The organism is Mesobacillus jeotgali (assembly GCF_014856545.2).
In the GTDB taxonomy this organism is placed as follows: Bacteria; Bacillota; Bacilli; order Bacillales; family Cytobacillaceae; genus Mesobacillus.
Genome location: NZ_CP109811.1, coordinates 534,393 through 547,001 on the forward strand (window position 1 = coordinate 534,393; position 12,609 = coordinate 547,001).

The 12,609-nt window shown below is 36.9% G+C and carries 12 protein-coding genes and 1 pseudogene; 9 read left to right on the plus strand and 4 right to left on the minus strand.

All coding sequences use genetic code 11. From position 1 onward, the window contains the following. Window positions 1-399 precede the first annotated feature (399 nt). On the minus strand, window positions 400-888 hold the full coding sequence (locus FOF60_RS02730) for a helix-turn-helix domain-containing protein (protein ID WP_192469875.1): 489 nt from the start codon (window positions 886-888) through the stop codon (window positions 400-402). Window positions 889-1,026: 138 nt separating this feature from the next. Between FOF60_RS02730 and FOF60_RS02735 the strand changes: the two genes are divergently transcribed. From FOF60_RS02735 to FOF60_RS02770, 8 genes and pseudogenes are all read left to right on the plus strand, one after another. Further along, window positions 1,027-2,325 carry an MFS transporter gene (locus FOF60_RS02735; RefSeq protein WP_192469927.1) on the plus strand — a complete coding sequence of 433 codons (1,299 nt, stop codon included), beginning with the start codon at window positions 1,027-1,029 and terminating at the stop codon, window positions 2,323-2,325. A 35-nt stretch (window positions 2,326-2,360) separates the two neighbouring features. Next, window positions 2,361-3,335 (plus strand): ornithine cyclodeaminase family protein, encoded by a 975-nt coding sequence (locus FOF60_RS02740; protein WP_192469874.1) that lies wholly within the window; start codon window positions 2,361-2,363, stop codon window positions 3,333-3,335. 302 nt (window positions 3,336-3,637) lie between these two features. Beyond that, a complete protein-coding gene (locus tag FOF60_RS02745; RefSeq protein ID WP_192469873.1) occupies window positions 3,638-4,468 on the plus strand; it encodes a sce7726 family protein in 831 nt (276 codons plus the stop codon). Between the two features lie 21 nt (window positions 4,469-4,489). After that, on the plus strand, window positions 4,490-5,419 hold the full coding sequence (locus FOF60_RS02750) for a sce7725 family protein (RefSeq protein WP_192469872.1): 930 nt from the start codon (window positions 4,490-4,492) through the stop codon (window positions 5,417-5,419). Window positions 5,420-5,424: 5 nt separating this feature from the next. Beyond that, window positions 5,425-6,513 (plus strand): RES family NAD+ phosphorylase, encoded by a 1,089-nt coding sequence (locus FOF60_RS02755; RefSeq protein ID WP_192469871.1) that lies wholly within the window; start codon window positions 5,425-5,427, stop codon window positions 6,511-6,513. Between the two features lie 226 nt (window positions 6,514-6,739). Continuing rightward, window positions 6,740-7,039 (plus strand): nucleotide pyrophosphohydrolase, encoded by a 300-nt coding sequence (locus tag FOF60_RS02760; RefSeq protein WP_192469870.1) that lies wholly within the window; start codon window positions 6,740-6,742, stop codon window positions 7,037-7,039. A gap of 6 nt (window positions 7,040-7,045) precedes the next feature. Next, window positions 7,046-7,470, plus strand: a pseudogene (locus FOF60_RS02765) (ATP-binding protein); the annotation flags it as partial. Window positions 7,471-7,485: 15 nt separating this feature from the next. After that, window positions 7,486-9,411 carry a DUF2075 domain-containing protein gene (locus tag FOF60_RS02770; RefSeq protein WP_264647634.1) on the plus strand — a complete coding sequence of 642 codons (1,926 nt, stop codon included), beginning with the start codon at window positions 7,486-7,488 and terminating at the stop codon, window positions 9,409-9,411. 36 nt (window positions 9,412-9,447) lie between these two features. Here FOF60_RS02770 and FOF60_RS02775 read toward each other — a convergent pair whose 3' ends face one another. The 3 genes from FOF60_RS02775 to FOF60_RS02785 are packed head-to-tail and all read right to left on the minus strand — an operon-like array spanning window position 9,448 to window position 11,488. Continuing rightward, a complete protein-coding gene (locus FOF60_RS02775; protein ID WP_192469868.1) occupies window positions 9,448-10,716 on the minus strand; it encodes a competence protein CoiA family protein in 1,269 nt (422 codons plus the stop codon). Between the two features lie 2 nt (window positions 10,717-10,718). After that, window positions 10,719-11,156 (minus strand): BRCT domain-containing protein, encoded by a 438-nt coding sequence (locus FOF60_RS02780; RefSeq protein WP_192469867.1) that lies wholly within the window; start codon window positions 11,154-11,156, stop codon window positions 10,719-10,721. Then, on the minus strand, window positions 11,147-11,488 hold the full coding sequence (locus FOF60_RS02785) for an exonuclease domain-containing protein (RefSeq protein ID WP_192469866.1): 342 nt from the start codon (window positions 11,486-11,488) through the stop codon (window positions 11,147-11,149). The genes FOF60_RS02780 and FOF60_RS02785 overlap by 10 nt, the downstream gene beginning before the upstream one ends. Before the next feature lie 284 nt (window positions 11,489-11,772). Between FOF60_RS02785 and FOF60_RS02790 the strand changes: the two genes are divergently transcribed. Then, window positions 11,773-12,582, plus strand: a complete 810-nt coding sequence (locus FOF60_RS02790) for a hypothetical protein (RefSeq protein ID WP_192469865.1) — start codon at window positions 11,773-11,775, stop codon at window positions 12,580-12,582. The last annotated feature ends 27 nt before the right edge of the window (window positions 12,583-12,609 follow it).

Sequence of the window (12,609 nt, forward strand, 5' to 3'; positions counted from 1 at the left end):
TTTGCAACCCTGATTCACACTGGCACGGACTAGGAGCCGTAAGGATGAAAGAGAGGTAGGGCTTTCATTGTTTTAGGTATACAATATATTATTTAAGTCATTATTTCTAGGAGAAAAAACAATCAATCTCACCTCTATCTTTAAGAATTTTTTGCATCTACTGAGACAGTGAATAGTAATTGTTTAGCTTCCTTTCGTAAAAGAGAAAACGAATTGGTATCACCATCTACAAAAAATGGTTTCCAGACGAGGAAACCATTTTTTATTTACTTAACAATAGTAAAGATTACTGGTGATGATTATAAATCCTTGATGTTGGACAGTCCAAAAAACTGCAAGAATGATTCCTTACAACGCTTTTTTTATTAACTACCTGGGACGGAAGAACCGTCCGTGTGTTTATCTGGATGAGACGACGAGGAATCTGATCGTCTGATCTGTATGGTTGTACCAATAATGTGTTTCGCTGGCGGAAAAGAACCAGGATTCTCCTTGTTGGAGTTCAATCATTTTGGTGCCTACTTGCAGCGTTAAAGTTCCTTCTATTACATAGACGAATTCATGGCCGCTATGTGAAAAAGGTTGTCCGTCGCTTTGGTTTGCGGGGAGAGTGACGAGTATGGGATGAAAGTCTGGGTTTGGGACTTGCTGTGTTAGGTCTTGATAATGAAATGAAGGTTCACTCACAGGCTCAGTATTACTGGAAAAAAAGATACTTGGATTGACGCCAAGAACTTCTGATATTTTCCGCAGTGATTCTAATGTGACACTGGACTTTCCACGCTCTACCTGTGATAAAAAGCTGATGGACACACCGGCCCCTTCTGCAAGTTCCTTCAAGGTCATTTTCTTCTCTTTACGGATTTCTTTCAGTCGTACACCGATCATAAAAATTCACCTTTCTCTTTTTTCCTAAAATTAAGATTGTGTCAGTTTGAATAAAGTTGACAGAATATTAACCATTATCTAAAATTTAATTAAAGTGTCACTTCAATTTTAAAATGGGAGGTAGAGGAAATGCAACAATTGGATAAGAAAACGACTTGGCGTGTATTGATTGCCAGCCTTGTTGGCAGTTCCATTGAATGGTTTGACTATTTCTTGTATGGAACAATGGCTGCACTTGTATTTAACCAATTATTCTTTGTCAACGAGGATCCAACAGTAGGCTTGCTTTTAGCGTATGCATCGTTTGCCCTTTCGTTTTTCATCCGGCCATTTGGAGGAATTATTTTTAGTCATATCGGAGATCGTATCGGCCGGAAAAAGACACTCGTTTTAACATTGAGCTTGATGGGTGCTGCGACATTCGCAATGGGTATCTTGCCTACATATCAAGCAATCGGCGTAGCTGCACCTATCATTTTGATTACCCTTCGTCTGATCCAGGGGCTTGGAATCGGCGGGGAATGGGGAGGAGCTCTGTTGCTTGCGACTGAGTATGCTCCACCAGAACGCAGAGGATTCTTCGGTTCCATTCCACAAATGGGTGTGACGATCGGAATGGTGATGGGTACACTCGCTCTTTGGATCATGAGCTTATTGCCTGAGCAGCAATTCATGACATGGGGTTGGCGCGTGCCATTCATCTTTAGTGCATTGCTTGTAGTCTTTGGTTTATGGATCCGAAAAGGAATCGATGAGACACCAGAATTCAAGGAAGTTCAGCAAAAAGGTGAAATTCCAAAGCTTCCAATCGTTGATACACTTCGCTATTACTGGAAAGAAGTACTGATCACAATCGGTGCGAAAGTGGTGGAGACAGCTCCATTCTATATTTTCAGTACGTTCATTGTTTCCTATGCGACAAGCACTCTAGGTTTCAGCCGCTCCGCTGTGTTAGGTTCTGTCATGGTATCAACTGTCATTACGACGATCCTTATTCCGATCATGGGAAGTCTGTCAGACCGCGTTGGCCGTAAGAAAATGTATATCGCCGGTACATTGGCGATGATGGCTTTCGCTTTCCCATACTTCTGGATGATTCACCAAGGCAGTGTGTTCATGCTGGTTTTGGCGACGATTATCGGCCTGGGGATCATTTGGGCTCCGATTACAGCAGTACTTGGAACGATGTTCTCTGAGATCTTTGATGCCAAGGTCCGCTATACCGGGGTCTCACTAGGTTATCAAATCGGGGCCGCAGTCGCTGGCGGTACAGCACCGCTCGTTGCCACCGCGCTGCTCGCATCATTCGATAATTCCTACGTCCCAGTTGCACTTTACATCATGTTCACTGCTGTGGTGTCACTGATTGCCATCTGGGCAGTGAAAAGCCGTGTTGAACCAACTGTGATCACTGGTAAAATGAGCTCGGCCAAATAATTGGCCGAGTTTTTTCATAAAAGGAGAGATTCTATATGCTTATTCTGAACGAACAACTAATCCAATCCATCTATAAAATCGAAGATGCCATTCAAGATGTCGAAGCCATGTTGGTGGCGATTCATGAAGGGCGCGTTGAAAATCCTCATCGAACGGTATTGAATGTCCCCGAACGCAACGGATCTGTTCTCTATATGCCAAGTTCAGATGGAACATCCATGGCAGCGACCAAAATTGTCTCGATTTTTCCCGATAACAGCACAGCTGATCTACCGACCACACAAGGAGCCATTTTGCTCACAGAACTACAAACAGGAAGACATATCAGCTTACTGTCCGCTTCCTATCTGACACGATTGAGAACCGGAGCATTAAGTGCCATCTCAGCCCGCCACCTCGCCAGGCCCGACAGCCAAGTGCTGACCGTCATTGGCACAGGCGGAATGGCCTTCGAGCAAGTACTAGGAATCGTGAACGTACTGCCGATTCAGGACATCTATTTAATTAATCGTACGGTTGAAAAGACATATACATTCGGTGAAAAGCTGAAAGAGGCGGGCATTACCGCTAAGGTCCATACCGGAGTCGACCGAAACGAAGCCGTCGCCCAGTCCGACGTCATTTGCTGCGCAACACGGTCAACCGAAGAAGTGTTTGATGCAAATTATGTAAAAGCAGGAACACATATTATTGGAGTGGGCAGCTACCTACCCGAAATGCGAGAAATTCCCGTGGGGGCGATTGAAAAAGCAGCATTGATTTATGCAGATGATTATGAGGGGATGAAAGCAGAAGCTGGGGAGTTCATTGATGCAGTCCAACGAGGGAAGTGGTCGTTTGATCAGCTTTCTGGAACATTAGCTGAACTTTATGTGAATCCGGTTGAACGGGGAGTTGAGGATATTACTATATTTAAATCGGTTGGGGCGGCTCATTTTGATTTGGCTGTGGCTAAGGGGGTTTTTGGGAAGGCGGAGGAAGTGAAGGAAGGGAAGAATTTCTTTTTGTAGAAAAAACATTTTGGTGCTGTGATATAGAGAAGGACGGCCACTGTTTCCTTTTGAATTGATCTATAATTTATCTGGAAGGCCTTTCTTTTTATTTAACAGGAAGGTCTTCTTTTTACTTATAAGGTAGCTGATCATAAATTATAACTGAAGACTAAGCTAACCGGTGTGTCGGGAAGAAAATCAAAGTTGTGAGATATTAAGATCTGTCTTCTCAAAATCTGTATACATGAAGGTAATTTTCATAAAATCCTGGTTTATTGTGATATTATATTTATGAATATAAAATAAGTAAGGTGAGGGTCATGGATACGGGTAATAATATTATTTTGAATAGATTCTTTACTCAAAGTATTTTTATGGACCTTATAAATAATCATGAAAATTCTTTGTATGATGTTTGTATAAAGCGATATCTACAAGATGTGGAAGCTAAGGACAATAATTCATTAGTGCATGAAATTTATAAATACTTAAAAAAACAGTATAGAAATGAATACTTTTATAAAAATACCCTTCTCAATAAACTTTTGCTTGGTAAACACAGTATAAATACCACAACTGCATTGACTGAAATTCCGGTTAATAAGTCAAAGGCAGATTTTATTTTAATTAATGGTAAGGCAATTGTATATGAGATAAAAACGGGATTAGATACTTTTGAAAGATTGAATAGCCAAATAAATGACTACTATAAAGCATTTAAACATGTATGCGTCGTAACACCTGAATCGAGTTTTCAAAAACTTAATGACCTCTTAAGTAATTCAAACGTTGGAATTTATGTTTTAACAGATAGGGATACAATAAGCATTAGAAAAGAACCTGTTGAGGATAATTCTAAATTAGATCATACAACTATGTTTAAATTATTAAGGAAATACGAATTTGAAAATATTTTACAAGAATATTATGGATACCTACCGTTAACAACACAAGTTAATCATTATAAAGAATGCTTTAATATGTTTGCTCAAATTGAAGTTAATACTCTATATAAATTTTTTATTAGTGAATTAAAAAAGAGGAATAATGTGGTAAAAGAGGAATATAAAAAAGTACCATATGAATTAAAATTTTTAATATATTTTCCGGTTTCAAAAAAAGTGATTACTCAAAACTATTTACTTTTCTAAATACGAAGTGGAGGGAATAGAGTGTACTTACCATACCTTAGAGGTCGTCAGTTTGAATTAATAGCTATAAGAGAACTATTAGAAAATGATTTGATCGGAACTAAAGTAATACCAATTATAGAACCGGTTAAACCTTCATCCACTCTCTTAAAAACTATAAATCTTTTTGTAGAAAAAAATAAAGAAATTGCATTAATCCATAACCCTCAAGTTGGCAATTACTTGTCTACACTTTCTAATCTTTCACATAGCCCATTAAAGGAGAATTTAATGGATTGTTTTAATAGTGAATATGTCATTTTATCACATATATTAAATAAAAATAGTAAAACAGAGATAGCAGAATTAATAACTGATGGTCATAATAAAACTGACTTATTACTAATTTTAAAAGATAGAGACTATGTTAGTGACTACCTAGAAATTTTTGATGACGAAAAGCCAAGTTTGACTCTTATACCTGATGAAAGTAGCATGAGAAGGAAAATTAGGTACAATAAAGTCTTGTTTGCAGACCGATTTACAAAGCAACAAAGAAATTCAGATTACTATGATTTAGAAGATGAGTCATTTTCTGAGGACCATATTTATTTTGATGATGATGGATACATAGGCTTTTCAGATTATTCTATTGTAGGGGCAGAATTTTCTGAATCTGGATTTGCTCCATATGCTGTAGTCATCCATGTTGTTTACTTTGATGATGAGAATAGCCTTAGGATAAAACACTTTGTTTCGGATTCAAATGAGGATATAAATGACCCTGCAGGAAAATTCTATGAAGCTTTAGAAAAACTTATGGATTGGCAATCCAAAGTGAATCTTGAAACATATGGTATGAAGGAGTTTGAGAAGCATTACCATGCTGGAACCTATCCAGGATTAGGTACAGTAAAGAAATTATCGATAATGCACCACATTGAATTAGTCAACAAATTTTTGGAGGAATAGAAAAGATGATTTGTTGCGAAAAATGCTTCAAGGATTCTGAGATAAAGGGGATTATTAAAAGCTTACATAAAAAAGGGACATGTGAGACTTGTAACAAAAAGGACGTGTATATTTACGACACAGAAACAAATGGGGAATTAGTTGATAATTTTAACGAACTATTGGATATATACAAACCATTAAGTATGCTGCCAGAAGAGTATCCAAAAGAAAAGTTAAATCTATTGAAAGATGTTTTATTTAACGAATGGAACATCTTCAATATAAGTAGTGAGAAAATATATTCATTAATTAAAAGTATATGTTACGAAAAATATGAGGAAACACCGGAATTATTTGATTCCCCAATCGGTATCCCAGAACTGATCGACTATAATTACCTTGAATCAAATTCTATTATTAAAAATCATCAATGGGAAAATTTTGTTGATGAAATTAAAACTAATATTCGCTTCCACACTAATTTTGTTAACACTGAAGTATTAAAGGTTTTATGTTCGTATATTGAAAGACCAATTAAACGGGGTTCAAAGCTATATAGAGCAAGAATATCGTCCGAGGATGGTTATACAATTGACAAAATGGGTGCCCCTCCTCCTGGTAAAGCTTCAGCAGGTCGAGTTAACCCCCTAGGTATTAACTACTTATATTTATCAGAAGACATTAAAACTACTCTTTATGAGGTTAGAGCAGGAGCATATGATTATGTAACTGTTGGAGAATTCATTTTAAAAGAGGACATCACAATTATAGACTTTACTTCTCTTGACAAGATAAGTCCCTTTACGGATATAAGCATTACACAACTTGCTATTAATAAAAACCATTTAAAAAAGATTAGTAATGAGATTGCAAAGCCTCTTAGAAGAGCAGATAGCACCCTGGATTACCTTCCGACTCAATATATTGCTGATTTTATTAAAAGTATCATACATAAAGATGGAAAGAGCTATAAGGGGATCAAATATAAAAGTACCCTCAGTGAATATGGTTATAATATCGCAATATTTGATGAAACTCTTTTTGGGTGTATGGAGAAATACGTTTTTGATATAGAAGGTATTGATTATAGGTATAGCCCATTAACTGAGTAGTTTTATTAATTAAAAACTAAACACGGTGACACTGAAGTGCAATGATTTTCTCATAAGGTTCTGCTGTCTCATCATAAAAGTTTTATACAGGGTCAAATTCCGAATACAGGGATTTGGCTCTTTTTTTATTCGAAGTTTTTAACAATACTCTTCTCAAAACATAAAGAATGATAGAATAAAAATAGTTATACTTACAAATTAAGTAAACCACTGGAGTGAGCAAGAATTGGATAATATCCGCAAAACAATAATAAACTTCCGCGACGAACGCAACTGGAAGCCATACCACAATGAAAAAGACTTAGCGATATCTATATCCCTTGAAGCAAATGAACTACTGGAGAACTTCCAATGGAAAACCAGTGATGAAGCAGTAAGAGATTCAGAACAAAATATCAAAGAAGAAATGGCTGATATTTTAATATATCTTGTTCAGTTAGCCGACAAAATGGATATAGATCTGGAAGAGGAAGTTTTGAAGAAGATGAAGAAGAATGCGCTTAAGTATCCCGTGCAGAAGGGTTGAGGGTAGTTGATCGTTTATGAGGCAACGAAGGACGAGTTCTTGAAGGATGTTTTTGATGATGAGCTGGTGAACAATATTGTCAGCAATTATAACAGTAAGATTGGCCGGATTAATGAGCGGGAGGTTCGGTCTTGGGACAAATCCATGCAGTATATGTATAGGGTGTTGAGTGACAACGAGATTCCTAAGGATGCTGGCGTTGCAATTGAGTTCAAGATTCCTCACACCTCGAAGCGTGTGGATTTCCTTATCTCTGGTACGGAGTAGGAGGCTAAACAATCGATTGTCATATTGAGTTAAGAAATCGGAAAGTGTTGAGAAGATTGAAGGCAATGAGGCTATTGTTCAAATGGTCACAACAGAGGAGTGCAACTACTCATACCTCTTACCAGGGCTGGTTATATGCAGCGCTGATCAAGGATTATAATGAAGTGAGGACATAAAGGATGATAATATATAATGAAACATCATCAAACTTCTTAAACCATATTTATGAAAAAAACATTGGTTATGTATTAAAGCAAAATGTTCTTTCTAGAATGAACAAGGTTGTATCAGAAAGTGAATTACGTTCATGGGAGAATTCATTACCCCAAATGGCACGAGTTTTACGAGATGCTGACTTGAAAGGGGATACCCATGTGTTACTCGAGTATAAGCTTCCATCAACAGAGAAGAGGATAGACTTTTTAATTGCAGGCAAGGATGTCAAAGGCAATAAGAATGCGATTATTATAGAACTTAAGCAGTGGCAGAAGGCGAAAGTTGCAGAAGGTGACGGAATTGTTTCTACCTTTTTAGGCAAGAGAGAAAGGGAGACAGTGCATCCGTCTTATCAGGCAAGTTCTTATAAAAAATATCTCCAAAACTTTAATGAATCTCTATATGAGGACTCATCCATTTCTCTAAAGTCATGTGCATATTTACATAACTATATTAAGGATACAATGGACGAACCTTTACTCGACAAAAGATATGACAAATATATTAAAGAATCGCCTATATATTTTCAGTTCAACGACCGTGAGTTAGCTAGTAACATTAAGGAGTTAGTATCTGAAGGTAAAGGAAAAGAAATCGCTGACGCTATTGAAAGTGGCAAAATTCGTCCGTCAAAAAAACTAGTTGATACGGTAGCCTCACTTATAGAAGGAAATCAAGAATTTATTCTGTTAGATGAGCAAAAAGTAGCTTTTGAAAAAGTATTAAGTAAATTTAATCAGATAAAAGCAGCTTCATTAGGCAATCATGTGATTATTATTAAAGGTGGGCCAGGCACAGGTAAATCTGTGATAGGCTTAAATTTATTGAGTAGTATATTGCAAACAAGTTCTTATGTAGAATACATTACACCGAATCAGTCGTTTAGAGAAATTCTGCGAAAAAAATTAATTGGTGTTTCTGGTCATGTTGAGGTTAGAGACCTATTTAAAAGTTCTGCTGCATATGTTGAGACTCCTAATAATTACTTTGACGTTTTAATTTGTGATGAAGCTCACCGATTAAAAGTTCATGGTCATATGAAAAAGAAAATAGAAGGTGAAAACCAAGCTACACAGATTATCAGATCCTCTAAAATTAGTGTGTTCTTTGTTGATGACCTTCAAATTGTTTCAAAAAAAGATATTGGTAGTGTAGAACTAATCCAGGATGAAGCGAAAAAGTTAGGTGCTCAAGTTCATTTGATTGAACTTGATTCACAGTACCGTTGCTCAGGTTCAGGTAACTATATTTCTTGGCTTGATGGAATCTTTGGAAATAGTGATTCTGAAAAGCAATTAGAAGGTGATTTTGATTTCAAAGTCGTTTCAAGTCCGCACGAGCTTGTTGATGAGATAGTAAATAAAAGAAATGGAAGGTTATTGGCTGGATATGCATGGAAATGGAATACCAATTTGGTAAATGGAGAACTTTCTAAAGATGTAATAATTGAAGAACATAATTTTGCTTATCCATGGAATGATAGCAAACGTATAGACTGGGCAATTCACCCAGAATGTTCACATCAAATAGGATGTATCCACACAGTACAAGGATTAGAGATGGATTATGTAGGGGTTATTATAGGTAAAGATTTGGGTTACAATAAAGAAACTGGGTCACTAATAGTCCGACGTGATGAGTTTAAAGATATTGGTGCCAAACCAGCTAAACCCAAAAAAGGTTATACTGACCCACTTGAAACTCTTATTAAAAATACGTATAAAACCTTAATGACCCGTGGAATGAAGGGTTGCTATGTATTTTGTTGTGATGAGGAGCTAGAAAAGTTCTTTTTAGAAAGCAGTCAACAAACGCTTTCAGTCGCAGAAAAAACTACCAATTCTCACGATTCTAAATTTAATTATAAAAAAACAAAAGAAAATGGATAACAAAAGTTAGGAAGGCTCTAGATAGGAGCCTTCCTTTTAGCTTTTACGCAAATAGTTTCTAAGTACAATTCTTAATTCGTCAAAAGTTATACAGTCATATTCCACCACTAAGTTCCATACTAATGCTGAGTTGTTTAAGCCCATTTTGGGCATAAAATAATTCCATAGCTCCATCTGTTCTCGTTGCTTTAAATTAATTCTTTCACGCAATAGGGATTTAAGATCAGCATATGATAAATATTCTCCAATCTTTTTTGAAGATGTGTGCTGTTTTTGGTCTAATAACTGTTGTAGTAATTGTCTTTTCTTTTCTTTCTCTTGTTGTCTCTCTTTCTCCTGTCGCCTTTGTTCCGCCAAAAATGATTCCTTTAATTTTTGGGATTGATTAAGGAAGTTTTTACGATGTTCATCCTCTGAAATGGAGTTGCTTAATAGGAACCCCTCTTTAATAATCAGAGCTTCCGAAAAGGGAATCTCATATCCGCTATTTAGAAGAAATGCTCGATATGGCTTATCAGTCCGGTCTTTTAAGAATCGCTGAACTTTAACAACGATCTTATCATCATTGGAATAGATATAATACAAACTTCTTACATCAATTTCTACACTATCATTGTAAAAAGGATAATTGAAATAGGTGAAAAATTCACGATCCTTAATGACTTGCATAAGTAACTTATCCCACAGGTGATCTTCTTCAGCTTTTGAAGAGATTGCTAATTCTGCATCCCAAAGAACAATGGCGTTCTTCTCCATTTCAACTGATTGCTCTTTCTTCTCAATGAACCAGATTGGTTCCATTCCTTGTTCCTTAAAATATTGGTGTCTTTTTATGATTTGATTAGAAAGTTTACCATCAGAAGAAGAGGATACATTTGTAATGACAGAGAGAGCGAATTCTTTAGCTCCTATTTTAACCCAAATATCCGGAAACTCTTTTAAGTCAAACTTTGCTTTGTATCCATATTCTACACTTATGTTTGCTCTTATTTTGGCCTGTGTAGATAGCTCATCATGTAGTATGTTGACTATTACAGTATGAATTTTGGTTTCTCTCTCAGTTTGTCTTTTATATTTTCTCTCAGCTTGATCGACTTTTTTAGACGGCTCACATGCTTCAGAATGCAGGTGTGAAAAATAAAGCCCACGCTCATCCCCAGCCTTCACAATTAATTTAGCCTGACAATAGGGACATGTAAAAAGATTTTTCTGGGCTAGTTTCTTTAAATTGTTAACCCTATCTTCATCTGTTGAATGGGGGAGTGTGATGACTTCTTTGTCTATAACATGCAGTGCTTCTCTCATGATTACACCTCAGTTTGTACATTTAGTAAATTTGTAAACTCGTTTTCATTAAGTACTTTGATCTCCATTCCTTGCTCTATAAGGTTATAAGCCTTTACTTCTTTTGAACTTAATCCTTTTTCACCGACCAAAGATTTGTCTTGCTGCCCAACAATGACGTAATCAGTTTTACTTGAAACCCCGGATTTAATTATCCCTCCTAGGTTCACAACCCTCTGCATGGCGGATTTTCTGTCAATAGCCTGGAGTTCACCAGTAAATACAAAGTTTTTATTGTAAAAAGGGTGTTCCTCGTTGAAGTGGTCTACAGTGGATGTTATCTCGGATGGCTTAACTCTATTGAAGGTTTTTCTTTTGAAGAGATGTGTTTGTGGTTTGAGTTCAGAGAACTTTCTCACCGGAATGCTTTTGTGCTTTGTTAAATATGATTTTAAAGACAAGCGTATAGGACGCTCATATCAAATTGTGCATTATGTGCGACGATAAAAGTATCATTGAAATGATGATTGACTTCCTCCCAAATAGTATTAAACTTTGGTGCTGAAAGGACATGTTGAGGCTCAATCCCATGTAACGCACTCATCTCATCGTCAAAGTCCATTGAAGGTGGGTGTATAAGATAATACTTTTCATCAATTATCTTGTTGTCTTGGACAAAGGTGAGCCCCATCGAACAAGCACTGCTCAAACTATTATTCGCAATCTCAAAATCTACCGTAATAAAATCCATGCTATCAACTCTATTTTGCAATTGAATTGGAATATCTTCCATCAATTATACCCCCTCTGGAATAAAGTTACAATCGTATAATTGATTCTTTATAGGCTTGTAGATAGAGGTTTGATAAACAGTAGGACACAAGAGCGACATTAAAGCTTTTAGTTTATATAACAATTTCAGAGATATGACTTTAAGGAAAGTGCACTCTTGGCGTAAATTACGTATCAGTATGTCCTTTTTATAAGTGTCACAAAAACGCCACAATCCTCCCTATCCCACCCTGTCCTTTCCACCCTTACATCCATATATAAAGGGTGAAAGGGTGGTGCATTAGCATGACAATTAAATCGGCGGTTATTGAGAGTTTTGCGGGGTATTCCCAGTTTGGTTCGTTGAAGGAGTTTAACAATCATTTTGAGATGTGGATGGAGGATAAGAAGCGTTTTTTCAGTAAGGGTGAGTTAATTGGGTTGAAGCGGCTGGCTCGTTTTGCTGCGAAGGTTCCTGGGGTGGCGAATGCCAAGATCGGGACGGTCCTTAAGGCGATTTATGAGAAGTATGGGGAGATGGGGATTTCCCGTTCTACTTTTAAAAGGATGATCCTGAAGGCTAGTGAAATTGGTATTTTCACTGTATATGAAACTGCGCGCAAGAATGGCTCACAGTCTAGCAACTTGTATGTATTCAATCGTTTCCCGATGAATGAACTACCGGATGGCGATCAATTGAGCCACCAAAATAAAACTATCACTCCTTCTGAAACTAACATAAAAAAGAATAATAAACGTGAAGAAGAGGCTGCCGAAGAACAATCATCCGAAATTCAGGAGGTAAAACCAGTTGCTGAAAAAGATCTGGAAGAGTATCTTTTTGTCAGTGACCGGGTTCCAAGCGATTTTGTCAATTTTGTAAAATACTTCTACCCAAACGCAAAGTCGATCGAAGAATTCTGGCGGATGAGTATGGTCGCTGCATACCGTAACAACTATGAAAAAGACACGGATCTCCTGTTATCCGTGTCGCTCGACTCCTTCAAACAGCTCGTCCGGAAGCTGAAGTCGAAGGTGGAAGTAAAGAATCCGATTGCTTATTTTACAGGGATTCTGAATAAGAAGTTCCAGGAGCGTTATTTTGAGGAGCTTTAAGAGTTGATTTCGGTTTGTTGAATTAAG